Raw genomic sequence first — 24,245 nt, 5'->3', positions numbered from 1 at the left:
GATTGTTCATAACTAAACGGTTTTATCAATATACTCATGTACATAGATGTATAAGCATAGACCGATAAACAAAAAAAGAGCAGTTATGAAACTGCCCTTTTCTAATTATCGGTGGTTGATCAATTTATTCGTTTTTGTTCTATATATTCACACTTGAACGATCTTTAGTTAACGAGCAACCATGCTTGCTGCAATAACCACCAGAAGTACTGAGAAGATTTTCTTAATCGTCGGAACCGGTAAATGGTTGGTTGCTTTTGCGCCCAACGGAGCCGTGAACCAAGACGTGCACACAATACCCAGCAGCGCAGGCAGATAAACAAACCCAGCAAAACCGTCTGATAGAGCAAAGTGGCTGCTGCCTGAACTGATGTAACCTATCGAGCCAAATAGCGCGATGACAATGCCACAAGCCGACGCGCAGCCAATGGCCTTTTTCATATCGACAGAGAAGAACGTTAATAGCGGAACCAGCAATGCACCGCCACCAATCCCTATCATGGCAGACAAGCCACCCGTAATGGTTGTCAGAACAGTGAGCACGCCTTTGTTCGGCAGTTTTCGTTCCTTAGGTGTGTCGTTTTTGCTGCTTAAAAACATCTTGATCGCAATAAGAACCACGCTCACGGCAAACACAATACGAACAACTTTCTCGGGCAGCAAAGCCGCCATAAAGCCACTAACCAAAGCACCTAGGGCAACACCGAGCATGATCCAAGGTGCCAAGTCCCAAGGCACGTTGCCATTCTTGTGGTGAGCGAGCGCAGAAGACGTTGAAGTAAATAGAATCGAGGCCAGTGAGGTCGCAATCGCAGCGACAACAACTTGGTCGGATGGTAAAACTTCTAAATAAAGTAAAATGCTGCTTAACACGGGAACAATGATCAGCCCTCCGCCAATACCTAACAAACCGGCTAGAAACCCAACACCACTGCCCAGTAACGCACAGTAGAAAATCAACAACAGCAAATCACTCATTTCATCCATCTCTTAATTAAATTAATCGTCTTAAATAACACACTATTAATATGGTTATATTTCCATCAAGCTAATTAATATAACTGACACCGACTTAAATATTCAAACAGAATAGATCATGAATATTCCTCATGTTGAATGTGAAGTAATACCATTGTTAATGGTCAACCTATCCACGTATAAAAACCTTAAGCGATTAACTTTATACGACATTAATTCTACTAAGCATTAATTTCAGACAGCATAGCCTTCGATTCTTAATCCGGTCACAAGCAAAAAATAAAAGCCGTTTTAATACTAAAGACCGAGAGAATCAGAAAACAAATTGGGATACCAAATCAGCATGAATAAAGAATTTAATTTTACGATTAAGAGCATTAGCCTCGACGAAAACTACCAGCCTGCAGACAGCACGCGTATCACAACCAACTTTGCTAACCTGGCTCGTGGCGATAGCCGTCAAGCGAATTTACGTAACGCACTACAGATGATCGATAACAGTTTCAACGCTTTAGCACACTGGGATAACCCTAAGGGCGACCGCTACTCTGTTGAACTTGAAATCATTTCTGTTGATATGGACATTGAAAGCAACGGCGAAGCATTCCCTTCAATTGAAGTGCTGAAAACCAATATTCTAGACCGTAAAACTAACGAGCGTATTGAAGGCATTATCGGAAATAACTTCTCTTCTTATGTTCGAGATTATGACTTTAGCGTACGTCTATTGGATCATAATAAAGACCAAGATAAGTTCAGCATTCCAGAAGATTTTGGTGATTTACACGGCAAGCTTTTTAAATATTTCGTTAACTCTGACGCTTACAAAAAGAACTTTAATAAACCACCTGTTATTTGCTTAAGCGTGTCAGATAATAAAACCTATTACCGCACTGAAAACCAACATCCAGTATTAGGTTTTGAATACCAACCGAATGAGTCTTCTTTAACTGAACAATATTTCAAGAAGATGGGCTTACAGGTTCGTTATTTCATGCCGCCAAACAGTGTTGCACCTTTGGCTTTCTATTTCTTTGGTGATCTATTGAACGATTACTCGAACCTAGAGCTTATCAGCACCATCAGTACCATGGGCACGTTCCAGAAAATCTACCGTCCTGAGATTTACAACGCGAACGCGGTTGCAGGCAACTGTTACCAACCAAACTTGAAAAACTTAGATCACTCACTAACTCAAATCGTGTATGACCGAGAAGAACGAAGCCAGCTAGCGGTTGAACAAGGTAAATTCGCAGAAGAGAAGTTCATTAAGCCATACCAATCAGTTCTAGAGAACTGGTCGGCAAATTACGCACTTTAATCGTCTATTGCGCTCTCAAACCACCCAAGGATAGGCAGTATTATTATGACAACACTATTACCGACTTCAACAGCGGGCAGCTTGCCGAAACCGTCTTGGCTTGCGCAACCAGAGACGCTTTGGTCGCCATGGAAACTTCAAGGCGATGAACTCATAGACGGCAAACAAGATGCGTTACGTGTCTCTCTGCATGAACAACAACAAGCCGGCATCGATATCGTGAGTGATGGCGAACAAACCCGCCAGCACTTTGTGACGACCTTCATTGAACACCTGAATGGTGTCGATTTCGAGAAGCGTGAAACCGTTAAAATCCGTGACCGCTACGATGCGAGTGTACCGACAGTTGTTGGCCCAGTTTCTCGTCAGAAATCGGTGTTTGTTGAAGATGCGAAATTCTTACGTCAGCAAACCGACCAACCGATCAAATGGGCTTTGCCGGGGCCTATGACCATGATTGATACACTTTACGATGCGCATTACCAAAGCCGTGAAAAACTGGCGTGGGAATTTGCAAAGATCCTCAACGAAGAAGCCAAAGAACTTGAAGCTGCAGGCGTTGATATTATTCAGTTCGATGAGCCCGCATTTAACGTGTTCTTTGATGAAGTGAACGATTGGGGTATCGCTTGTTTGGAAAGAGCCATTGAAGGCCTTAAATGCGAAACCGCAGTACACATTTGCTACGGCTACGGCATTAAAGCAAACACAGATTGGAAAAAGACATTAGGCACCGAGTGGCGCCAATATGAAGAAGTATTCCCTAAGCTGCAGCAATCAAATATCGATATCATCTCATTAGAGTGTCACAACTCTCATGTACCTCTTGAGCTGCTTGAACTCGTAAGAGGCAAGAAAGTGATGGTTGGTGCGATTGATGTGGCAACCGACTCGATTGAAACACCGGAAGAAGTGGCTAGCACGCTAAGAGAAACACTTAAGTATGTTGATGCAGACAAGCTCTACCCTTGCACCAACTGCGGTATGGCTCCCCTACCTCGCGACATTGCTTCAGCTAAGCTGAATGCGCTAAGTGCTGGTGCAGAGATCGTTCGTAAAGAGCTTTCAGCGTAACGCTTCTCCTACGAACAAAAACTATGACCTGAAGCCTAAGTATCACATTGATGCTTAGGCTTTTTGTTATGTGAGTTAAGGAGCTTTATACGCGGCTGTTTACCAGGTTTTATCTAGGTCTTGAGCATATAAAGAGATCGCTCGTTGGTACTCTTTGATTGCTTCGCTATTCGTCGTGGAAACTAAAAGCTCAAGTAACAGCGATGTCGCCTCTTTATGGCGACCTAAATTGTACAAACACATCGCGTAGAAAGGCTTCACTTCTATCGAGTCAGGATACTCAGCCATAGTCTGCTCGAAATAGCTTAAAGCTTCTGCATAAAGGCCTAGGCTTCGATAAGTACTCGCCAAACCGAAAAGCGCATCAAAACGCTCTATTGAAGAAAGCACACCAGATAGAGACAACACATAGTGCTCAATCGCCTGTTGCTCTTTGCCTTGGTTGTCGTAAGACCACGCAATCTGTAAATGAGCTTTCGCTGCATAGTTTTCATCAGTGAGTAACGTTGCCAACAAGTCACGCGACTCTTGATACTTTTCTTCTTTTCGCAACTCGATGGCTTGTTTGATAATGGTGTCCATAGTCTCTCCCTGACGCTTGAGCGCTGTACTATGCGTTCATTTCTTCGAACATCTGTTTGTAAGATTGGGTTTGCAGTGCTGATTGGGTCAGCCCAAACCGACTGGCTAATAACTCCAATTCATCTTTATAAACCGATAACTTAGACTCATCATCCGTCATGATAGCGAACTCTGCAAAATCACCGATACCCGTTAGTGAGTCGACAGTAATATGAAATTCACCCACGAAGTAGATACTACGCGTCTTCTGCGCTTTTAGAATCACTTCGTAACCCAAATTTTCAAGCATACTCTTAGCATTCGACGCATCGGTGATGTTTGTCGCTTCGCATCGGTCGGACTCTGGGCCTTTTACAATCCATAACTTAATACCCGATGGTTCCATAGTGCGAATGCACAAGCTTTTGTTTTGAGCCTGTAAGCTTCTGTCTGGGCTATCGAAATACCAATCACATTCCTGATTGTCTTGCAGCATTACTTCATGAGGAATTGGGTTCAAAGTTTTCAAGAATTCTGATTTAGAATCGAGGCGATACTTAAGCTCTACTTCGTATTTACCTTGGAAATGGTCGTTAGTCATATACTAGCTCGGTGCAAAAACGGGATACTAGCACACCAACAGAACCTAAAATACAAACTAGCGCACAACACAAACCAAAGCCGTGGAACTATATTCGACACGCTAACACACGCTGCCATTCTTCTTGATTCATAGCCCCTTTCGGAAGGTAGATATTGCGTTTTTGCATCGCACCTTTCGTGTAGGAAAGCTTAATAACAGACCCGATACCAAAAGGAAGAATACTTCCCTGAAGCTTAATATCGCAAGCGTAACCATCGAAACAAACATGATTGTTCGAAATTTCTAAAGAGCGATTACGAAACTTCCACCACAACATTACGACTTTTAATACCGCTACAGAACTGAACATCAACCCGATAGTAGACAGTGATTGAGGGTTACCATCAAATAACCAATAAATAGACACTAATAAGAACGCAGCGAGTGCGAACTCAAGCAGTGTATATTTAATAAAATTTAATTGGATACGGTTATCCATGACACCCTCTCAATGATGATCCTAAAAGCAGCTCCATTTCAACAAGCCCTTTCACTTCAGACAACTGAGTAAAACCTTTTGATTGATAAAGCTTAATGGCGGGATTCTCACTGAACACGCGCAACACTAACTGAGTGGATGCTTGATTGTTCGCATGTTCAATAGCTAAATCGAGACACTTAGAGCCAAAACCTCGACCTTGATAGTCAGCTAATATCTGCAAGTCCCTCAGAAACGTTGTATCACTGGTATAACTGAAGCGGATAACACCAATACGGCTATCCCCTATATAAACTTCATAGTTATCCAGTTCATCCCAACTACGTAAAAACTGACTATGACCCCAAGCGATTCCACGCGCATCGTAGTAACTCGCCATATTCGTTTTGGTGATCGATTCAGCGAACTTAGGGTCTGAACCTTTGACCAGCCTTACTTCCATATTGTGTCCTTTTTTCAAATCACATCTGAATACGGCATAGCAAAATGCCGCATATGTTGAATCACTTTGAAGGGTTAGCTATTAATCTTACCGACCGCACCGCATTTTGGAAACTCACCCTTGGGTTGTTTCCCCAATATGCCAAGGCGTAAACACCTAGTATCTGTGAAGTCCAAAGCAATGCCGATATTAGACAAGTACTATAAATATCGGGGAGCATAGCGATTGCCTTGTGATATTTTTCGTCTGGAATTGTCCCTTGCACTTCCATGATGCTCAAAGTGACGTTAATCGGCGTATAACCTATCCAGAATAAAACCCATGAGCCAGCAGCAACAGGAGATAAAAACAGAAACGGCTTTAACCATCGGTGGGGAAACAAGAAATATAAAAGCATAGACACATACAATACACCAAGAAACAGACTCCAAGAGCGCACGTTAATATTAGCAATCCAATACCTTTCTTCAGCATACATAAACAAAACAACGGTTCCCAAAATACTCGCAAACATAAGTTTGCCGATATTAGTCGTCCTCTTTATCCGAAATAGTACATAACCTAGTATGGTCACCAAGACGGCAAACCACGCCATAATGTCCCAGTCCATTGAGAAAAAGCGTGGAGCATAAGTGTTGTTAAGTATGACAACGCCCAGCAACACTCCGATTGATAAGTACGCGATGCCCAGCCGTACCATGAACCAACCTAGCTTTTTCATTACTTCATTATTCATCAGCGCCAAAACTATCATCCAGCTTTTCTATAAACCAAGTTCCTTGGCACGGGCCATTGGTTAAATGCCATCGGCCGTCAAATCTATTGCCACTGCCATGTGCGGAAAAACGATAATCCCATTGGCGATGTTTGGCATATAAACGTAAGTCGCCGCTTTCTGTCACCCAACCTTCTAATGGTGTTCCGTTGTAGGTGAGCCTTAGCGTGGCTTTACCCTCACTAATGGTTCCGGTGATGGTTGTGCGTTCACACATATTATTGCCAGTGGTGTTAATACGGCGGCCTAGCCACTCACCGTCGAAATCGGTAGAAGGAACAAATTGGGGACTATCAGGAAGTTTAGGAAACGACTCGGAATTGTTGGACCCGAACCAATGAAGCTCACGACCAACGAGAAAGAAGACAACAAAACCGATTGATATCGCTATCAAAAAAACCTTTTTCATGAGCCTCTTCCCTAATCCGCTGACCTTAAGAAAAGAACCCTAACATAATGAAAAGTAATAACTTACTATCAATTTAATTAATTTTGATATATTCCACAAATTGCATTCAAATGTTGAATATAGAGAAAGCGGCATCGTACGAAAATGCCGCGCACTGAGAATCAATTATGGGCAGTGCCGAAAGCTCTGCACAGAGAAGCCCTAACCTTCCAAGGCATTGCGCCAATACTGAACGGTTTTCTCCGACACCGAGCCTGTCTCGCTCGCCGCTGATACTAGAAACTCACATAACCGAGCTGCGACCTCTTCATTACCTAACAAGTATAAACTACGAATGGCTCGCGTTAGCCTTAGCTGGTTGTGGTCATGATTTTTAAGCCATACGTGATTCGCTGGACTAAGTGGCAATGATGAAGATATTTCACTCCCGCTCCGCTGCATGCCCCAAAATTCAAGCATCAGGTCAAGCACTTGTAGATGAGCGGTGCGAAGCTCTTCAGAATTAGAAAAAAGCGCCCTATCTTCTTGAGTAACCAACGGTGCATGTTGATTAAACTTAGTCCCCTCATCTATTGGGAAAAATACTTGAATATACTTATGGTCATGCTCCAACCAAAAATGATTGTAAGCCAATAACTGTTCTATATTTCGACCAAATTTATCTGGTGCTTCACCAGATATAAAGCGAGCAATCTCACTCATTTTAAAATCCTACCGACTATAAACCACCACTTGTGGGCGAATGCATTATTACGCAGTAAGCCGTGAAAAGCCTAGTCCTTTACGTTGTAAGTACCGATCTGACTTCGAACTCCACATACCACGCATTCGGAATCACTTTTGAATACTTTCGACTTACTTTTCTAACAAACGACACTGGGACTCTGCGACACATTTTAGTTCTGCTGCATGTTCAGGGAATCGTGCGTGAAGAAAACACAATGCATGCGTTGGCGTTGGCGTAGCGTATAAGTTTTGAATTTAAGCCAGCACCCAGTGTGTTGATAACTGAGTACTAAACCTGAACGACTAAAAGAGATAGGTAATATATGCACCGAAAGATTACTTCTTTCAAAGACAAAATCCTTCAGAAAGCGTCCTTCGGTGCATATAATTTCAAGCGACTGACATAAGTGACTAGCGTAAGTCGCTAACATAAAAGACTAGCGTAAGCGTCTCAACACAACCTGCTGGTCGAGCTCATTCTGATAGTCCGTGTAATCAAGCCCTTGATCAAATATGTACTCAGTGACAAGAGTACGAATGCACTCAACTAATGTGCTTGCTTGCCAAGGCTTTTCAAAGTAACGGTCGATGCCTGCTGCATTAATCGCATTGATGGTATCAGTATGAGTGGCCTGCCCCGTAAGAAGAATTTTCTTTGTATTCGGAAAGCGGCTGTCATGGAACACTTCAGTGAGTAACTCCACACCCGTCTTCCCTGGCATCACATGATCAGACACGATGACGGTAATGTGTTCGCCTTCTGCGTCAAGTTCATCAATGAGATCAAGCACTTCTTGTGCTGATTCACAATCTTCAATATTCAGCCAACTCGCCAGCGGCTCTAAATCTTGTACCACTGCGCTCAGTACTTCTCTCTGGTCATCGACACAGATTAAATTAAGCTTCTCCATGTTCACCCTCTACTGGTAACTTGATTCTAAATACAGTTTTAGAAGCATCACTTTTCACAACGATACTTCCGCCATAACCTGCCACAATCCGCTTAACTATTGATAAACCCAAGCCCAATCCAAACGATAGACCACCTTTTTTAGTGGTGAAGTTGGGCTGAAATATCTTTCTACGAGTCGCCTCATCTATCTCAGGGCCGTTATTCGTGATCGTAACTAATATTCTTTTCTTACTTAATCTGGTTTGAATTTCTATTGCGGCATCGTCTGAATTCGACATTGCATCACAAGCATTCTTTACAATGTTGACCCAAATCTGAACGAGCTCTGTTTTCGAGCCTTTAAAAGACGGTAAATCCGCAGGGCTCAATCGCACAGACACTCTACGTAACTCACTTTGTAACAACGATAAGGCATGGTTAATGGAGTCATTAATATCAACCGCTTCTTCGGTGTCAATATCAATTCTGCCAAGTTGTTTAACCGATTTTACGATGCCAACGGTGTGTCTAGATGCCAAACGTAAATCATGTAAATCACAGCCCATCTGCCAAAAACGAATCGCTTCATCTGGGTTTTTCAGCCAATGTTTTGAAATAACGTCTGTTGCAGATAAAGCGTCAATTGGAATCGCCTTTGCAAGAGAGCGAGCAATGTTTTTGTCTAAACCATATTTTCTTTCAAATTGTCGCCCACGTGTTCGTGCTTCTACCGACGACGTTTTCTGACCATGCATTAACCCAAAATCGAAAAATTGACTGGCTTCTGGATGCACTTCTTCAAGCAGATCCATGATGACCGTTTCAAGTCGACCAGCTTTACTATTTACTACACCAATAGCGTTGTTAAGTTCATGAGCAATCCCTGCAGCTAATTGACCCAAGGTCGTCATTTGCTCAGCAGTATGTAACTTCTCTAGCGCTTTTTGTTTCGCGATCGCTTCCTGTGTTGCGCGGCGTTGACGACGCGACAACTCATTGACAATCACAGGTGTGAACTGTGCGGTAAGAGGGCCAAATTTACGTTCATCTTCTGCCGGCGTGTCTTTATCGATCCACGCTAACTCAACATCGGTTTTAGCAACAACCGTTGAAGATGCTGTCCAATTACCAGAAAAGAAGCTATGAACGCCTATAAAAGCCCCACTACCCGCGCTAAATACTCGCACTTGAGGTGTATTCTCTTCGGAATAAAACCCTTCCAGTTCCCCACTCAACACATAATATAAACGAGTGTTTAACGCTGATTGTTCAATAATGGTGTTACCGGCACAGCACGTCACCCGACGTTCTGCGTGATTAAAATAGCGATCGATAAGTGCTTCTAACTTTTGTTGATACACGTATCGTTATCCTATGTGACCAATTGAATGTAGCACCCACACCATAACAAAACTCAGTAGCACACCAACCACACCCAAAATAATACCGATTCTGGCCATTTGATTACTTTGCACATGACCCGTTGCATGAGCCAACGCATTCGGGGGCGTACTGATTGGCAGCGACATACCTAATGAAGCGGCAAAAGTCACAACCAGAATTAACGTTAACTCACCGCCTAGTGGCGTGAGTGAAGCCATAGACGAACCTAATGCAGCCATAATTGGCATTAATAAGTTAGCTGTTGCGGTATGAGACATAAAGTTTGCCATTACCAAACACAAGAACGCCGCTCCGAACAACACCACATAGGGTGAGTAAGCATCAAACGGAATGCTGTGTACCACGAGCCTTGCTAAGCCAGTTTTATCGAGAGCTAAACCAAGCGCAATACCACCTGATACAAGCCACAGTACGTCCCAAGAAATCTTTTTCAGGTCTTCTTTATTGATGATCCCTGTGAGTGAGAACACAGCGACAGGAATAAGAGCGACGGTATAAGAGTTCATGCCATGGCTTGAGCCCATTAACCAAAGAATGATGGTCAGCGCAAAAGTGACGTATACCGCAATGGCTTTGGGCGTTTTAAGGAATTTACCTTTGATGCTTAGCTCGATTTTCTTTTGGTCAGCTTTGTACATAAAGCCGATTAAAAACCACGCTAACGCCATCATAATAACGACAAACGGCACACCAAATGCCATCCATTCGCCGAACGTAATGAGGTTATCGCCAACTAAATATTTAAGTGCGATAGCGTTCGGAGGGGTACCTATCGGGGTACCAATGCCACCGATGTTAGCGGCAACAGGGATACAAAGCGCAAACGCTACACGACCGGGATCTTTCGGACCAAACACAGCCAGTACCGGCGTTAAAATAGAGAGCATCATTGCCGTTGTTGCCGTGTTAGACATAAACATCGAAAAGATACCAGTGATCAACATTAAGCCAAGCATCACAAACTTTGGGTCTTGTCCAAATGGCTTCAACAACACGCGAGCTAAGTTTACGTCTAATCGATATTTAGTGGCGGCCATCGCTAAGAAGAAACCACCTAAAAACAGCATGATGATTGGGCTAGCGAATGTCGCCATGATGTCGCTGTATTTTAACAGCTCACCAAAATGTTCCTCCCCATGCTCAAACCTTAAAAAGATCAGCCCTTTATCCGACAACATCAACAGTTGCAGAACGATAATAACAACAGACGTCGCGTAAATTGGGATAGGCTCGAACACCCAGCACAATGCCGCTAATAAAAAGATCGCAATAACGCGTTGTTGAATAATCGTAAGGCCTTCAAATGGAAACGCTGATAGCGGCATTACGAGGATAATGAAAGGAATTAAAATAGGGATAATGTATTTAATATAGGGGCGCATAGCACAAAAACTCTTCCTGAGATAACAACTACTTAGAAATTAGATTTACAGCTCTAATTTAGATCCGACAACGAATTATCGAGCTCTTATCACTATCTCACTATCGGCTAGATCAATGATTACGTAATCGCGATATCCCCTTTTTCGATTCTGTGCGCTACCTCTACGTTTGTGTATCATTTACTGTTGCAATTAAATTCACGAAAGTAGTTTCTACGTTTCTAGCCATAATCCGTTCCAGTTATTCTAGATACTGTCAGAACAGGTCCGTCACTTAAAGTCACGTCCATAAATTAAGGATCACTTCTGATAAAAGCGCTGAACAAGATCGTTGGGGGTTGATGGATGCTGGCACTGCTATAAAGTGCCTTTTCCAATAATTGGTCGCTTGTCATGCTTCCTCCGTGAAACTAACGATGAATAGAGATGGTGGTTATGAAACTAGCATCTTTGAGAGGTATATCGACTCAAATGGTTCTCTATAAACTCAATATCTGCACGATAAAAATCACCAAGAGGTATCGCTGAGGGTTCTAGCCAATAGAAAGTTTGCTGTCTTTCTGCATCGACCATTTTCGGTTCATTATTTAGATCCGCACGCAAAACGACGTAATGAATCTCACCACCGAAGTAGTTCTGACCTTTATGAGTGCCGAGGAGTTGTAAATCTTTAATACCTGTTTCTTCCCACAACTCTCTAATTGCGGCTTCGCTACCAGACTCTCCGGGATCAACGGAACCTCCTGGGAACTCAAAAACCATACCTTGGCGATGTCTAAAACGCTTTTGGATTAAGACTTTCCCTTCTCTTACAACCACGGCCATAGCTATGTTTTTCATATGAGCTTCCTTGTACTTCAAAAAGTACTTTAAACAAAATGAACTAAGAATAAGGAATGCGCCTTAGGTGTGCCGTTGTATTTGCACCAACTATTACTTAACTTAAAAGAGACTCGCACTGGCTTAGCGATTGCTGCCTCCTCAGCATTAGGTATAAAGCCCATGTAATCATTGCGTCTAGAGTTATACCCAAGCCGAACATCAATCCGATAGTTTGCAGTGTAGGAACAAATATGCCGGTTTGATAACACACAAAAGCACCACCATAGAACAGACTATTAACCACCAAAGATTGATAGAGCATGAGGTCTGTTCGACCAATACCATAGAAGTAACTGTCTATGACATTGTTGAAGCTAAACACAACATAAAATCCGACTAACAACCATACTAAATCGATAATTGGGCCTGAGTTCTTAACCCCCATTACACTTGATATAAAGCCATCCCACATCGGTATTGTGATAGCCCAAGCGACAATGACCCCTACAGTTAACCAAAAGTAACCATTGATTCGTTCAATCGATAACCCTTTGTTGGTTGCAGCGTCTTGTTTCACTAACTGACCTAAAGCTAATATAGGAAGCAACAACCATCCCCAAATAAATTGATTCGCAACCCAGAACGTTCCGGCTTGTTGTACTTGGTTCACTAATTGCAAAATCATTACAATAAAAGCGGTATTACGAACAAATGACTCTAGGCCTGACTTCCACCCAATGACTACCCACTCCTTTAGCCATATATTTTGATTTCGATGACTTTGCCCAAACTTAAGAGATATACCTAATCTTATAAGATAAGTAATGGCGACTGCGGCGAGTATTAAATTGACAATAATATTGCTAAAAGCGATACCATGAACGCCCAATTCAAAGGAAATTGGTAACTGGCTAACAAGTAGAGTGTCAAACAAAATCGTTAGTATCATTTGTACGACTAACAACTTGTACAGAGTCTTCTTCTGATTTTTCAACACTAAAACTAACGATAAAAAGGCGTAAACACTAGAAAGTAATATAGCTAATGATTCCAATCGGATATATTGTGTCGTCGTAGTGAACAGTTCTTTTTGTTGTTGCATTGCAGTAACAAAGATTGGCGTAAACCATAGGACAACAGCAGTGACTAAAAGATAACTTAATACTATAATTTTTAGTCCTAGACTAACCCTCTCTTGAAATTTTCTATCATCACTTACGACCTTACCAAAGATAAATGCTAGCGGAATGAATAACGCTTCATGGAGTACTTCATAACCAACATTTAGCCAAGCTACTTGCGCTGCGATGCTATATGTCCAAGGGCTTGCAATGCTTCCTAAAAAATAAATTCTAGTTGTCGCATAAATCAACGGAATAAAACTAGTAAGCATCAACACTAACCAGAGTTGATAATTGATATTTTTATTCATGCACTAATTCAATTCCGCGCAATTATTACCTCCGAACTCTAGAAACACTAAAATCAACACATAGTGCAAATGCCATGCGTTGCGAATCTATCTTAAATTTTTTATACGAATTTAACAGTTGACGTACTTGATTGGATTCGAGTTACCTTTCGAGAAGTAATCCGACACTGATTGACCAAGGTACTTGTCTCGCACTTCATCACTAGCAACTTCGCCAACAAATTCCCAACGGCCATCTTTTTTACTCTCTTCCAATGAACGAGTTTGGTAAGGAGTACTTCCAGCAGGAAGCCAATTATGCACCATGTACACTTCTTTAATCTCGCCTTTATACACACTGAAGGCAATTTCTAATTTTTCTCGTCGCGGCCCAATAACCCATATACCACGAGTAGCTTCATACAACGCTTCTGATGTCATTGATTCTTCAAACAAACGGTTAATTCTAATTAAAACTGCACTTTCTGTAATTTCTAACATGTTTCCCTCGATCTTCTGCATTCACATAACGCCTTACTCAGCGGCAATAAAGTAGCTGGCTAAAACTAGCGAGGAACGAGCAAAAGCCAACTATTTTTTGTCCATTCAAACAACTTGTTATGCATTTAGTAACAAATCTTTGAATTCAACAACTAACTGTAGATCTATGATTACAGAAGCTTCTGCACCGTTCACAGCTCCTTGGCTACCAAAGGACATACCAGGGTTTTTAGTAGTTAATTCTATTTTACCTTCAAGTTCATTATGCTGATAATCTTGGATTTTCTTTACAAGTTCAGTTGGAATAAAACCAAGCTCTAAGGTTGTTCTAGTTACTCCCGTGGTTTGAGACTCACAATGTTGAACTAGTTTTTCCATATCCCCGCCGATAGATTTAAATAAATCTGCCACGGTACTTCCCAATGTATACTCTCGTTCGAATAGAACTATTTTATGAGCAAGTGCATCAAAGTCAGTTCTTAATGAGCCTTTGCCCCCTACAGCGGTTTGTATTGACCTAAATGCAAACTCAAGTTGCGAAGCTTGGTTAGCAGTAATTGCATTCAAGTTACCTATGGGCTGAGGTAAATTTGCAGGGCTCATATTTGAGTGGCAAAAAGGAAGTGCTGGTATTTCTGCTCCTTCACTTCTAATGCTTATGGCGTTCCTGATCCAAACGGCACCAAGCTCAAAGTTAATCCAGTTTCTTTTAACTGAAACAGGGCTAATTAAATATAGTGCGCCTATACAATTTACTAAACCGTCTTCAATTCGTTTAAGAAAGTTGCTGCCTGCAGGTATGCTCGTGCCGTCTGATGATACAAATACTTCAACAAAACCTGAGAACTCCTCTTCTATAGCTGTTTTTATCAAAACAGCTAAGTCTTTCTCTTCATGTATATGTGATAAAAAAAGTTGGTGACTATTCATTATCGCTCCGTAATTCTATAAATACATATCTGTCTAGTTTCTTATCCTGTCTATCTTAAGCGACTCACTCCATTTATAACAATGACTTATGTTTACTAATTTGTGATTGAACAAGGAAATGTAGAATTTAGTTCTGCCTAACAAAGCCAAATGAAGAAAACTTGATAACTTCTCTGAATAGTATTGTTAAAACAAGTTTACTATTGACAATAAAGACAATATTTCAACTTCCAAAAACGCTCTTATTTACTCATTTGTAATTAAGGTGGAAACAGGAAAACATCGAAGTTAGCTTAAAGAAAAGTACTATCTAGATTCAAACAAAGTAGATTTTAATAACTCCCGCCCCATCATCGAGTTACGATAAATAATAAAATTAAATTTTATAAAAACAATTTGATCAATAATATTTTTTGTAAACTTTGAATTACATACTCTAAAATTTAATCTCCCTAAAAAACTTGTCATAAGCCGAAATGCTCTTCCAATCTTGATTCGCAACACATGGCATTACCGTGTTGCATATAGACTTCCTATAAAGCCGTTGGGAAGAAGGAGTTTATATTAAAATCAGGAACAGAAAATGAACCAACAACGTCAACTAAGCTGGAAAATAGCAGCTATTCTAGGTACATCTTTTGGCTTTAATGCACACGCTGCGGAAATGGTCAGGGTCGATGATGATGCATTACTACAACAAAGCCTCGTCGCTCAGTCGAAGAGTGTTGCCCCACTAGAATTAGGCTTTTCTGAAGTTAAACGGGTGGTATTACCCAATGGAAAAACCAAAGTCCGCTATCAACAAACTCACCTAGGTTTACCCGTCTTTGATACTTCGGTTGTCGCCACCCTTTCCAAGAACCAACCCACTCAGGTGTTTGGCTCGATGGCACAAGGGATCAGTGGGGACTTGTCCAGCATCGCGCCAAAGCTGAATCAGGAACAAGCGATTGAAGCTGCTATTTCCTCTCACCGCACGTTTACTGTCGGCAAAAAGTCGATTGAAAATAAAAACGCGAAACTGATGGTGAGACTGGACGAGAACCAAACCGCGCAAGTGGTGTATCTGGTCGATTTCTTTATCGCTTCCTCTATGCCAGAGCGCCCTTTCTACTTTATTGATGCCACGACTGGCGATGTTCTCCAAAAATGGAATGGGTTAAATCACGCCAAAGCATCCGGCACTGGCCCCGGTGGTAATATCAAAACCACTCGATATGAATATGGCAGCGACTTCCCTAGCTTTCCCATCGACAAAACAGGCACAACTTGTACGTTAGAAAACGATTCTGTTAAGACAGTCGATTTGAGGAACGGAACGTCTGGCAGCGCAGCCTACAGTTACAACTGTGCCGACGGCACCAACTATACCGATCATAAGTACATTAACGGTGCTTACTCGCCTCTTAACGATGCGCATTATTTTGGTAATGTCGTGTTTGATATGTACAAAGAGTGGATGAACACATCGCCTTTAACTTTCCAACTGACGATGCGTGTTCATTACGGTACCGATTATGAAAATGCCTTCTGGAATGGCTCATCCATGACGTTTGGGGATGGCAAAAACACCTTTTATCCATTGGTCGACATCAACGTGAGTGCTCACGAAGTCAGCCACGGGTTCACCGAGCAAAACTCCGGCCTTGTGTACCGAAACATGTCGGGCGGCATCAATGAAGCCTTCTCCGATATTGCGGGCGAAGCGGCTGAATACTACTTACGTGGCAGTGTGGATTGGGTGGTCGGTAGCGATATATTTAAATCGGAAGGTGGTTTGCGCTACTTTGATCAACCTTCAAAAGATGGTCGTTCGATTGATCACGCCTCGCAATACTACGATGGCTTGAACGTTCACTTATCTAGCGGTGTTTATAACCGTGCCTTTTATCTTTTAGCGAACAAGTCGGGTTGGAATGTACGTAAGGGCTTTGAAATATTCACGGTTGCCAACCAGTTGTATTGGACGGCAAACAGTACCTTTGACGCAGGAGCTTGTGGCGTAGCGAAAGCCGCAGCAGACATGGGCTATGTGGTTGCCGATGTTGAAGATGCCTTTAACACTGTAGGCGTGAATGCAAGCTGTGGTGTCACGCCGCCAACTGGCAATGTATTAACGAAAGGCACACCGATCGCGAACCTAAGCGGGAATCAATCTTCGGAGAGCTTCTACACGTTCACTGTTGATTCTGCATCAAGCGTGACGGTTTCAATGTCTGGTGGTTCAGGTGATGCCGACCTTTACGTGAAATCGGGCAGCAAGCCAACGACATCGAGTTACGATTGTCGCCCTTATCGTGCAGGAAACAATGAGCAGTGCAGTGTGAGCGCGCAACCGGGCGTGACTTATCATGTGTTACTGCGCGGATACTCAAACTACTCTGGCCTAACATTGCGTTTAGATTGAGTTAGAACGTACCGTTGAAGGTAGCAAAAAATAACAAAGCCTACTCATATGAGTAGGCTTCATTACTTACTAAGGATTGGATTGTTCTAGAGACTTAGACAACCGATTAAGATGCCAAATTGATCACGCAGACAGTTTTAAGATCTCACTGGTAAACAATTCTCTTAGCCATCGGTTCACGATGTCGTCATTGCGGTTGCTGTGCCAATACACGCTCAATGATGGTGTAAGGTATTCAAATGGCACCTCTAACAGCTTTATTTTGTCTTTATCAAAATACGCGTCTGCGACCCCTTTAGGGAAAGTTGCAATCCAATCACTGTTATAAATCGTGTCCGAAAAGTCAGCGACGGAATTGAGCTTTCTCGCCACCTTTCTTTCGGAAAAGATCGGGCTGTGAAGCTCGGTTAACTGGTTCACTCGATAGTTATCATGCGTCAACATCACGTGCTTTTCAGCTAAGTAACGCTCTAAAGTTATCTGTTCTTCTATTTGAGAGTGGTTTTGGCTGCATACCACGCACAGTTCATCGTCCCAGATCTCTTGGCTCTGCAGTGTCGGGTGAGCATTAGTAAGGTCGACGACAAGGTCGATCTTCTTCTCTCGAATATCCGTTGCCATGTCTTCTTTGATGTTCACCACTTCGATAACGCAGTTGGGGGCTTCTTTTTGAATCCTGTCCAAGATACGAGGCAAGATCACGCTGCTTGAAATGCTCATCGCAGCAATTCTGAAGGTGTAATTACACTCTTTCGGGTCGAAATCGTGAGTTTCAGGGAGTGAGTGTGAAACCAGTTTATGTGCTTGCTTGAAGATTGGGTACAGGTCGTTCGCGACTGGCGTAGGCTCGAGTGTGTATGATTTTCTAACGAAGAGGAGATCCCGATATTCGTCTCTAAGCTGCTTTAGGTGCGCGCTGAGACTAGGTTGAGATATATTGAGCCTTTCTGCCGCGTACGTCAGGTTGCCTTCTTCATATATCGCGATAAAGTAATATATGAGGTTGAGGTTAAATCGTTTCATTCGAGCTCTTCAGGCAGTCATGTATTTAAATAAACGATAAAAATAATATCGTTTAAATGACTGTGAATTATCGCTTTCCATTCCCATATTTTAGTTATGGTTATGACAGAACATTGTTAAAACACCAAACCAAAATAACACGGACGAGTACGATAGCATTTAAGAAAGAAGCACAAAAAACATATAACCGACTGGTTTTTATAAAAGATATAGGTTTTCCTGATATCTAGTATAGGCGTGACGTTATATTAGAAGACGCTTTAGTTTGACATAATTCCCGGTTCCTAAATAGACACATATAGAAATAGAGAATGATGAACCGATTTGTAAAACCGATAATAATCTCAGCAAGCCTAGTGACTTTATTTGGCTGCGTAGGTAGCAACGCAGTAACAGGTAAACTAATGGAGTTTAACGTTAAAGCCGTTGATAACCGTTACGCTCGTGGTGGCCTAAACATGTTACTTGCCCCTGCTTACGGTATTACCGTTGCTGCCGATTACATCGTGTTTAACTCACTGGAATTTTGGACGGGTAAGAACCCAATCAACAAGAAGCCACACATCTTCGATTCTAAGGTTGATACTTACATTGATGTTAATGACCAACTGGATGACAGCCTAACAGAAGCGCCTATCGACCCATTAGCAAAGCATGTGATTGACCACAGTGAAATGAAAGTACTTAACCAAGATGAAATCGCAATTGAGCTAACCTACAATGACGGTACTCGCGCGACTCTAACGGGTCAACGTTTCGGCGATGAAGTTCATTACTCTATTGATAACCAAGTGATTGCAAAAACAAGCTTGGAAGAGATGCAGATGTACATCGCATCAGCTGAGCAGTCTTAATCAACGAAGAATTAACTGATACACCCCCAACCAATTCAGTTAGTCAGTACCTATAAAAAAGAGAGGTTAGCTTAGTCGCTTACCTCTCTTTTTTTTGTCATTTTTGTTTTGGCTTATGGCGAATAACCGCTACTAATAAGCGAAATAAGGAGAGAAACGTTTGATGTTGAGCTGACGAGTCATATTACTCAGCTGCTCTTCTCGGGTATCTTGAAACTGATCCAATCGCTGATAAATAGTGAAGTATCGATTGATGTTGGCGACGTATTTTACAGGCTCTTGGCTAATATTTTGTCTTGCGACCACTTCAACATGATTAAACCATTTATTTGGGTTGTAACCTTGCTTGGCGGCAAGCACACGCATTCGTCTGATCTTAGCTGGCCCAGCATTATAAGCGGCTAAGCTAAAATGAATCTTGTCGATATCCGAAATTTCAGGCAAATCGAAATATCGGTCATAGATAAAACGCAGATACTTGCTGCCCGCATGAATATTGCTTTCTAAGTCGTAAACATTATCAATATCGACATACCAATCTTTTGCGGTTTTAGGCATCACTTGCATAATACCCACCGCACCACGATGCGATATTTTTGAGTTATCCAAGCCTGATTCTTGAAAAGCCATGGCTAACAAAATGAACCAATCGATCTCAAACTTTTCCCCATAAACCATGAACAGCTTTTCTAGCTTATCCCGCTCCTCGTTTTGCATCGGGTTAGAGGCTCTATTCATCCATGACGTACTTTCGAGATAACGATTGTCGATGACATTACCCAACAACGTACCCTGCTTTGAATCTTGCAAGTATTGATCGATTTTTGCTTTCAGTTGCGGACTATTTTTGCGAATCGCCCAAGCAATATCGGCATTGTGCCTAAAGGAAAGATTACGATGGATTCTGATGTCTTGCTCTAAGTTTCCCCACAGTTCAAGCTTGTGGCTATCCACGATGGTTGCGGTAATTTTTCCGCGTTTAATCAAATCGAGCAATTCAAGATCTTGAAGGTTGTCACTTAACAAGTGGATATAGATGGAGGCTAAACCGTTCTTCTCTAGCTGTTTATTCACTGAGTGAACGCTGCTGATATAACTGGAGTTTTGCTTTAACCAGACCTCTTTACCCTGTAACTGGGTGATGTCGTTAATCAAAGGTGTAGAACGGCTTGTCACTAACAATTCATCAATGTCGCTACGAATAGGAATACTGAAATCGACTAATTGCTCACGCTGTTTGGTCACCGTTAGGTTGGCGACGGCAATATCACCTTGCCCCTGATTCAACGCATTGAGCAATTCGCTCCGCTCAACCGGAATCACCTTAACGCGCAGTAAAGGGTCACGCAGCTTTAACTCTTGATCAAAGTAATAAATCTGCTCGGCAAGAATCCCTTTCGGCTTACCATTTTCAATATGATAGAACCCCATATCACCAGACACTAAAACACGCACAACGCCTTTTTCACGCAACGCAGAGAAGTCACCCACATAGGATTCGAGCGCGTTGTCGGGTATTTCAAAACCAAAAGTTGATTTGGAAATAAGAGAAAGAAAAACCAACATCTTCGATAAACGTAAAGCGCTATTAAAATTCGTCATATTCAGTATTCCTAATGCGTTTAAGCCAAAACCCTCAATAGTTCTAGGTGTTGCGTGGGAGCTATCGGGCTAGAAGCGATTCAACGTAAAGGAACATTTCTTAACGTTGTACGATTGCAATGTACGTTGATGAACAAAGTGCGTTGATGCGAAAAGTGTGTTTGATGTTCAGAGCAATTTGGTGAGCGTTATGGATCGTTTAGGCGTTGCTTTGATTCGTTACTTTTTCTCAAGGGAGGCGAATTATACCGAAAACCATCAAGTTCGAAATAACGCAGTGGCTATAGTAGATATAGGGTGTTCCTATAGATCTCCTCCCTCTAAAAGCGCCATCAGAAGTCACTCTTCGCAGTCTCTAATAACTCCCCCAAATAGGCCATATATCACCAGGCTATTTAATAATTTGGTTAGTAAGCTATTGATTGATTTATAAATTCAGACATATCAAGCGAGCGTTATGCTGATCTTGAGCTTTCTTTAAAGGCTCAAATTTCAGAAAAGAGTTCATCCGCACCAATAGACAAACTAAACTCTTCTCAGCCCTACCCCGCACTCTCTAGCAAAATGCAGAAAAGATACTGAAGCTGATTACAAGGAGTAATCAAACACGATAATGTCGTCTAGTAACGGACGAAACACATCTTTCAGCACATCATGTTCTGGGTGTGGAAGGTAGTTCTGACGGCCTTCTTCATCAGCAAATGTCATTAGCACCGAATGGGTATAACCTTGATTCTTGTTTTCAGGGCTGTCATTTAGCCCCCACTCGACTGAAACCACCCCTTCAACCTTATTTGGCATCGCTTCAAACAGCATCTTTAGTTTTTGGACCTCTGAAGCCTCAGCGTTCTCTTTGAATTTAATCAGTAAAATATGACGAATCATCCCCGTTTCTTTTCGAATCATTCCTAGTCCTTTTCGAATCTTTCGTTCGCTTGCTGGTTTGTCATGCCTAACCAGCATCGAGTAGCGCTCTAGAGTTAGAGGAAAACAAAATGCCACACGTTACACACCATGCCAAGGCTAGAACACTAGAGTTTATAAAATACTCCAAAACAAAAAATGCTGCACCCAAGGGCGCAGCATTTTTCATGACAATGGTAAGCACAGTTTTAACGTTAATCACGACGACCTGTAAGCTGGATCGCTTGGTTTTGATCTACGCTCGTTTGAAATCTCAACCCACCGACGGCGGCTTCATTTCTTCCTTTCAGTGTTAAGTCAGACTCAACACGCTCTACGTTAACTTGGTTATGATTACTCATCGTCATATCGATGGTACCAGTGTAAGAACCATCTGCAGCAAAAGCAGTATTCATTGAAATAGCCATTAAGCCTAGTGCGATTAATTTGTTCATACATCACCTCGTTTTATTTTTATACTGTATTGTTTTGTTGAGATAACTTTAGCGCTCAAGTGATAGCGACACGAGGAAAAGCAGGATTTACCAAACGGAAAATCAAAGGATTAGAGAATTTCTGACGTAGTGCTGTCTTATGGGGTTTACATTAGCACTATGATATTAGAGTCACATAATCTTTACGCTTTTGCTGCGCTAAAGATTAGTCTCGTTACCATCTAAGCAATTTGGAGTGCTTGTGGACATCAATCTAGATATTCAGAATATCTTGGTCATCAAACGTATGTACGAACTTCGTAATGTGGGGTTAGTTGCAAAGTCACTAGGAAAAACTTCAGGGGCAATAAGTAAGAACCTCTCGAAGTTAAAGATACAGCTCAACGATCCTCTGTTTATCCAAACCAAACATGGGTTCGAACCAACAACATTTGTTGAAGCCAATATTGATAACTTCGAGCAAATACTAAGCAGTATTGAAGCAATAAAGCACCAAGAATTCTCTCCTGAATCTTATCATGGCGATATCAAAATCTACGCGAATACGCTTTTTTGGGAACGCTTTGGATCAAAGCTCTACTTCATGCTGAACAAAGAAGCCCCACATGCGCACTTTTCATTAGTGAGATGGGGCAGCAATGTCAAAAACAGAATCATCGAAGGTGAAGAAGCAATCGCCGTTCACTACTTTGATGAAAGCCTGCCACAGTCCATTTCACAAAAAGAGATTGGAAAAGGGAAAGTTGTGTTCTTCGTCAGAGAAGAGCATAAAGCGCAAGATTTTGAATCACTCGTTAACTATCCGATAATTTTATTCAAAACCCCAGGTTGGAATGACAATAAATACCCTATCCTAGATCGTCTTCGAAACGTTGGTTTTCATGTTGAGCCAACAGTGGAAGTCGACCACCCTGCGATGATTCACGACATTGTGCAGAAGTCTGACTACTTTGGTATCACTTTGGACGGAAGCGTACCTGACGGCTGTCGAAGTATTAATTTGCCTGAAAAGCTGACCATCGATGTGAGTTATGTGATGAGTTGTCGTCGTTCACAAAAAGACGCACCATTGAACCTATGGCTATTCCAAATGCTAAAGTCCACCTTGGAAAACAAACAAGCTTAGCTCAGTCGATATCAACTTTATTATTCAAAAGAAAGGCTCCCGAAGGAGCCTTAGATTCGTGACTATTCGCTTATATTTTTGCTTTAATATGCTTCTTCGAGCGTTTGTTCATTCTTTTTTTCTGTCTGTTTTTCAACGGTTTCAACCTCTTTCAAGCGCGCAGTAAAATGTCTTAACACCGGCGGTTCGTAAGTAAAATCGAGCCCTTTCACTTGCCCTGCATTTTCTTTCACTTTTTCGAATGCTTCGATAATGAAGTCCATGTGCGTTTGTGTGTAGGTCGCGCGAGGAATGGTAAGGCGTAACAACTCAGCAGGACATGGATGCTGTTCGCCTGTTGCTGGGTCACGGCCTTGCAGCAAAGACCCAATCTCAACCGCTCTGATACCCGCGACTTTATAGAGTTCGCACGCCAAAGCATGCGCTGGAAACTGACCTGCCGGAATATGAGGAAGCAATTTACCCGCATCGACAAACGCCGCATGGCCACCCGCTTGTTGGCACACGATACCTATCGCTTCTAAGCCATCAACGAGATATTGAACCTGACCAATACGGTACTCTAACCAATCTTGGCGCATGCCGTCATAAAGGCCAACCGCAAGGCGTTCCATTGCACCGCCCTCTAAGCCACCATAGGTTGGGAAGCCTTCTTGCACGACACACAAGGTTCGACACTCTGTGTACACATCCATGAAAGAGTCATCTTTAAAACACAACAAGCCACCCATTTGGACCATGGCATCTTTCTTGGCAGACATAGCTAAGCCATCCGCGTATTTGTAAGACTCACGCGTGATCTGTTCGATAGTCCAATCTTGATAACCCGCTTCACGTTGTTGAATGAAGTAAGCATTTTCAGCGTAGCGTGCTGAGTCCATGATCACAGGGATATCGTATTTCTGAGCGATTTCATAAACAGCTTTTAGGTTGGCGATGGCTTTGTTGCGTAATTAAATTTAGAGATAGAGCCACCCCGTTTCGCGTATTCCTTAGTCAATACGACAAGTTTCAGGCATACCTAACCCAGTAAGCTTGTTCAACGCTTTTATCATCGCGTAAGTTTCACCCACCTGTGCATTGTAATTTCTTAAGCTCAGTTGCCCTCCTAGCAACTGTTTAACTCGATACATCGCTGTTTCTGAGAGTGAACGTTTGTGGTATC

At 42.2% G+C, this 24,245-nt stretch carries 24 protein-coding genes and 3 pseudogenes; 6 read left to right on the top strand and 21 right to left on the bottom strand.

Annotation, left to right across the window (positions count from 1 at the left end):
- Positions 1-168: 168 nt before the first annotated feature.
- Positions 169-978: a sulfite exporter TauE/SafE family protein gene (locus ATB74_RS07815; RefSeq protein WP_061018244.1), complete on the bottom strand. Its 810-nt coding sequence runs from the start codon at positions 976-978 to the stop codon at positions 169-171.
- 343 nt (positions 979-1,321) lie between these two features.
- Between ATB74_RS07815 and ATB74_RS07810 the strand changes: the two genes are divergently transcribed.
- On the top strand, positions 1,322-2,299 hold the full coding sequence (locus tag ATB74_RS07810; RefSeq protein WP_050650628.1) for a DUF1852 domain-containing protein: 978 nt from the start codon (positions 1,322-1,324) through the stop codon (positions 2,297-2,299).
- Between the two features lie 45 nt (positions 2,300-2,344).
- The gene (locus tag ATB74_RS07805) at positions 2,345-3,373 is read left to right on the top strand and encodes a methionine synthase (RefSeq protein WP_061017806.1); all 1,029 of its coding nucleotides are present in this window, start codon (positions 2,345-2,347) and stop codon (positions 3,371-3,373) included.
- Positions 3,374-3,472: 99 nt separating this feature from the next.
- Here ATB74_RS07805 and ATB74_RS07800 read toward each other — a convergent pair whose 3' ends face one another.
- The 14 genes from ATB74_RS07800 to ATB74_RS07735 all read right to left on the bottom strand — a co-directional run bounded on the left by ATB74_RS07800 (position 3,473) and on the right by ATB74_RS07735 (position 14,710).
- Complete coding sequence (locus ATB74_RS07800; RefSeq protein ID WP_061017805.1) at positions 3,473-3,955, bottom strand: tetratricopeptide repeat protein; 483 nt, start codon at positions 3,953-3,955, stop codon at positions 3,473-3,475.
- 28 nt (positions 3,956-3,983) lie between these two features.
- Entirely contained in the window at positions 3,984-4,535 is a 552-nt protein-coding gene (cyaB, locus tag ATB74_RS07795) for a class IV adenylate cyclase (RefSeq protein ID WP_061017803.1), read from the bottom strand.
- Between the two features lie 88 nt (positions 4,536-4,623).
- The gene (locus ATB74_RS07790) at positions 4,624-5,016 is read right to left on the bottom strand and encodes a hypothetical protein (RefSeq protein WP_061017802.1); all 393 of its coding nucleotides are present in this window, start codon (positions 5,014-5,016) and stop codon (positions 4,624-4,626) included.
- Positions 5,009-5,458, bottom strand: a complete 450-nt coding sequence (locus ATB74_RS07785) for a GNAT family N-acetyltransferase (protein ID WP_061017800.1) — start codon at positions 5,456-5,458, stop codon at positions 5,009-5,011. The genes ATB74_RS07790 and ATB74_RS07785 overlap by 8 nt, the downstream gene beginning before the upstream one ends.
- Before the next feature lie 61 nt (positions 5,459-5,519).
- Complete coding sequence (locus ATB74_RS07780; protein WP_244267545.1) at positions 5,520-6,212, bottom strand: hypothetical protein; 693 nt, start codon at positions 6,210-6,212, stop codon at positions 5,520-5,522.
- The gene (locus tag ATB74_RS07775) at positions 6,187-6,642 is read right to left on the bottom strand and encodes a hypothetical protein (RefSeq protein WP_061017799.1); all 456 of its coding nucleotides are present in this window, start codon (positions 6,640-6,642) and stop codon (positions 6,187-6,189) included. Before ATB74_RS07775 ends, ATB74_RS07780 begins: the two co-directional genes overlap by 26 nt.
- A gap of 201 nt (positions 6,643-6,843) precedes the next feature.
- Positions 6,844-7,344: an opioid growth factor receptor-related protein gene (locus ATB74_RS07770; RefSeq protein ID WP_061017797.1), complete on the bottom strand. Its 501-nt coding sequence runs from the start codon at positions 7,342-7,344 to the stop codon at positions 6,844-6,846.
- A 461-nt stretch (positions 7,345-7,805) separates the two neighbouring features.
- Positions 7,806-8,279, bottom strand: coding sequence for a response regulator (locus ATB74_RS07765; protein ID WP_017062404.1), 474 nt, complete (start codon positions 8,277-8,279; stop codon positions 7,806-7,808).
- Positions 8,266-9,621 (bottom strand): ATP-binding protein, encoded by a 1,356-nt coding sequence (locus ATB74_RS07760; RefSeq protein ID WP_061017795.1) that lies wholly within the window; start codon positions 9,619-9,621, stop codon positions 8,266-8,268. Before ATB74_RS07760 ends, ATB74_RS07765 begins: the two co-directional genes overlap by 14 nt.
- Positions 9,622-9,627: 6 nt before the next feature.
- A complete protein-coding gene (locus tag ATB74_RS07755; RefSeq protein WP_061017792.1) occupies positions 9,628-11,046 on the bottom strand; it encodes an SLC13 family permease in 1,419 nt (472 codons plus the stop codon).
- A gap of 441 nt (positions 11,047-11,487) precedes the next feature.
- On the bottom strand, positions 11,488-11,886 hold the full coding sequence (locus tag ATB74_RS07750; protein ID WP_061017790.1) for an NUDIX hydrolase: 399 nt from the start codon (positions 11,884-11,886) through the stop codon (positions 11,488-11,490).
- Positions 11,887-11,983: 97 nt separating this feature from the next.
- Positions 11,984-13,300, bottom strand: coding sequence for an MATE family Na+-driven efflux transporter (locus tag ATB74_RS07745; protein ID WP_061017788.1), 1,317 nt, complete (start codon positions 13,298-13,300; stop codon positions 11,984-11,986).
- A 111-nt stretch (positions 13,301-13,411) separates the two neighbouring features.
- Positions 13,412-13,801 (bottom strand): hypothetical protein, encoded by a 390-nt coding sequence (locus tag ATB74_RS07740; RefSeq protein WP_061017786.1) that lies wholly within the window; start codon positions 13,799-13,801, stop codon positions 13,412-13,414.
- A 96-nt stretch (positions 13,802-13,897) separates the two neighbouring features.
- On the bottom strand, positions 13,898-14,710 hold the full coding sequence (locus tag ATB74_RS07735; RefSeq protein WP_061017784.1) for a toll/interleukin-1 receptor domain-containing protein: 813 nt from the start codon (positions 14,708-14,710) through the stop codon (positions 13,898-13,900).
- 583 nt (positions 14,711-15,293) lie between these two features.
- Here ATB74_RS07735 and ATB74_RS07730 point away from each other — a divergent pair.
- Positions 15,294-17,117 carry a M4 family metallopeptidase gene (locus ATB74_RS07730; RefSeq protein WP_061017782.1) on the top strand — a complete coding sequence of 608 codons (1,824 nt, stop codon included), beginning with the start codon at positions 15,294-15,296 and terminating at the stop codon, positions 17,115-17,117.
- A 123-nt stretch (positions 17,118-17,240) separates the two neighbouring features.
- Here ATB74_RS07730 and ATB74_RS07725 read toward each other — a convergent pair whose 3' ends face one another.
- A complete protein-coding gene (locus ATB74_RS07725) occupies positions 17,241-18,140 on the bottom strand; it encodes a LysR family transcriptional regulator (RefSeq protein WP_061017780.1) in 900 nt (299 codons plus the stop codon).
- Positions 18,141-18,451: 311 nt separating this feature from the next.
- On the opposite strand from ATB74_RS07725, the gene ATB74_RS07720 reads away from it, so the two are divergent.
- Positions 18,452-18,994, top strand: coding sequence for a DUF3332 family protein (locus ATB74_RS07720; RefSeq protein WP_061017778.1), 543 nt, complete (start codon positions 18,452-18,454; stop codon positions 18,992-18,994).
- A 132-nt stretch (positions 18,995-19,126) separates the two neighbouring features.
- On the opposite strand, the gene ATB74_RS07715 is transcribed toward ATB74_RS07720, so the two are convergent.
- Positions 19,127-20,596, bottom strand: a complete 1,470-nt coding sequence (locus tag ATB74_RS07715; RefSeq protein WP_347876244.1) for a transglycosylase SLT domain-containing protein — start codon at positions 20,594-20,596, stop codon at positions 19,127-19,129.
- 447 nt (positions 20,597-21,043) lie between these two features.
- On the opposite strand from ATB74_RS07715, the pseudogene ATB74_RS24090 reads away from it, so the two are divergent.
- Positions 21,044-21,169, top strand: a pseudogene (locus tag ATB74_RS24090) (DUF3103 domain-containing protein); the annotation flags it as partial.
- 15 nt (positions 21,170-21,184) lie between these two features.
- Here the strand turns inward: ATB74_RS24090 and ATB74_RS07710 are convergent.
- Both ATB74_RS07710 and ATB74_RS07705 read right to left on the bottom strand, forming a co-directional pair.
- On the bottom strand, positions 21,185-21,502 hold the full coding sequence (locus ATB74_RS07710) for a Dabb family protein (protein WP_081090087.1): 318 nt from the start codon (positions 21,500-21,502) through the stop codon (positions 21,185-21,187).
- A gap of 212 nt (positions 21,503-21,714) precedes the next feature.
- Positions 21,715-21,954: a hypothetical protein gene (locus ATB74_RS07705; protein ID WP_061017777.1), complete on the bottom strand. Its 240-nt coding sequence runs from the start codon at positions 21,952-21,954 to the stop codon at positions 21,715-21,717.
- A gap of 241 nt (positions 21,955-22,195) precedes the next feature.
- Here ATB74_RS07705 and ATB74_RS07700 point away from each other — a divergent pair, with 241 nt between their 5' ends.
- Positions 22,196-23,080 carry a LysR family transcriptional regulator gene (locus ATB74_RS07700; RefSeq protein ID WP_061017774.1) on the top strand — a complete coding sequence of 295 codons (885 nt, stop codon included), beginning with the start codon at positions 22,196-22,198 and terminating at the stop codon, positions 23,078-23,080.
- 83 nt (positions 23,081-23,163) lie between these two features.
- Here ATB74_RS07700 and ATB74_RS07695 read toward each other — a convergent pair.
- Positions 23,164-24,021 (bottom strand): annotated as a pseudogene (locus ATB74_RS07695) (tryptophanase); the annotation flags it as partial.
- A gap of 51 nt (positions 24,022-24,072) precedes the next feature.
- Positions 24,073-24,245 (bottom strand): annotated as a pseudogene (locus ATB74_RS07690) (IS5/IS1182 family transposase); the annotation flags it as partial.

Origin of the sequence: Vibrio splendidus (genome assembly GCF_001557875.1) — a bacterium.
Taxonomy (GTDB): domain Bacteria; phylum Pseudomonadota; class Gammaproteobacteria; order Enterobacterales; family Vibrionaceae; genus Vibrio; species Vibrio splendidus_F.
The sequence above is the reverse complement of the archived record's forward strand: the minus strand, read 5'-3'. Positions and strand labels throughout refer to the sequence as shown.

Excerpts from the sequence above, each read along its gene's own strand:
- ATB74_RS07745 (WP_061017788.1), bottom strand. The coding sequence starts at position 13,300 with ATGAATAAAAATATCAATTATCAACTCTGGTTAGTGTTGATGCTTACT.
- ATB74_RS07790 (WP_061017802.1), bottom strand. The coding sequence starts at position 5,016 with ATGGATAACCGTATCCAATTAAATTTTATTAAATATACACTGCTTGAG.
- ATB74_RS07715 (WP_347876244.1), bottom strand. The coding sequence starts at position 20,596 with ATGACGAATTTTAATAGCGCTTTACGTTTATCGAAGATGTTGGTTTTT.
- ATB74_RS07815 (WP_061018244.1), bottom strand. The coding sequence starts at position 978 with ATGAGTGATTTGCTGTTGTTGATTTTCTACTGTGCGTTACTGGGCAGT.
- ATB74_RS07800 (WP_061017805.1), bottom strand. The coding sequence starts at position 3,955 with ATGGACACCATTATCAAACAAGCCATCGAGTTGCGAAAAGAAGAAAAG.
- ATB74_RS07765 (WP_017062404.1), bottom strand. The coding sequence starts at position 8,279 with ATGGAGAAGCTTAATTTAATCTGTGTCGATGACCAGAGAGAAGTACTG.
- ATB74_RS07785 (WP_061017800.1), bottom strand. The coding sequence starts at position 5,458 with ATGGAAGTAAGGCTGGTCAAAGGTTCAGACCCTAAGTTCGCTGAATCG.
- ATB74_RS07810 (WP_050650628.1), top strand. The coding sequence starts at position 1,322 with ATGAATAAAGAATTTAATTTTACGATTAAGAGCATTAGCCTCGACGAA.
- ATB74_RS07705 (WP_061017777.1), bottom strand. The coding sequence starts at position 21,954 with ATGAACAAATTAATCGCACTAGGCTTAATGGCTATTTCAATGAATACT.
- ATB74_RS07735 (WP_061017784.1), bottom strand. The coding sequence starts at position 14,710 with ATGAATAGTCACCAACTTTTTTTATCACATATACATGAAGAGAAAGAC.
- ATB74_RS07805 (WP_061017806.1), top strand. The coding sequence starts at position 2,345 with ATGACAACACTATTACCGACTTCAACAGCGGGCAGCTTGCCGAAACCG.
- ATB74_RS07740 (WP_061017786.1), bottom strand. The coding sequence starts at position 13,801 with ATGCAGAAGATCGAGGGAAACATGTTAGAAATTACAGAAAGTGCAGTT.
- ATB74_RS07730 (WP_061017782.1), top strand. The coding sequence starts at position 15,294 with ATGAACCAACAACGTCAACTAAGCTGGAAAATAGCAGCTATTCTAGGT.
- ATB74_RS07710 (WP_081090087.1), bottom strand. The coding sequence starts at position 21,502 with ATGATTCGAAAAGAAACGGGGATGATTCGTCATATTTTACTGATTAAA.
- cyaB (WP_061017803.1), bottom strand. The coding sequence starts at position 4,535 with ATGACTAACGACCATTTCCAAGGTAAATACGAAGTAGAGCTTAAGTAT.
- ATB74_RS07780 (WP_244267545.1), bottom strand. The coding sequence starts at position 6,212 with ATGATAGTTTTGGCGCTGATGAATAATGAAGTAATGAAAAAGCTAGGT.
- ATB74_RS07750 (WP_061017790.1), bottom strand. The coding sequence starts at position 11,886 with ATGAAAAACATAGCTATGGCCGTGGTTGTAAGAGAAGGGAAAGTCTTA.
- ATB74_RS07770 (WP_061017797.1), bottom strand. The coding sequence starts at position 7,344 with ATGAGTGAGATTGCTCGCTTTATATCTGGTGAAGCACCAGATAAATTT.
- ATB74_RS07725 (WP_061017780.1), bottom strand. The coding sequence starts at position 18,140 with ATGAAACGATTTAACCTCAACCTCATATATTACTTTATCGCGATATAT.
- ATB74_RS07720 (WP_061017778.1), top strand. The coding sequence starts at position 18,452 with ATGATGAACCGATTTGTAAAACCGATAATAATCTCAGCAAGCCTAGTG.
- ATB74_RS07755 (WP_061017792.1), bottom strand. The coding sequence starts at position 11,046 with ATGCGCCCCTATATTAAATACATTATCCCTATTTTAATTCCTTTCATT.
- ATB74_RS07775 (WP_061017799.1), bottom strand. The coding sequence starts at position 6,642 with ATGAAAAAGGTTTTTTTGATAGCGATATCAATCGGTTTTGTTGTCTTC.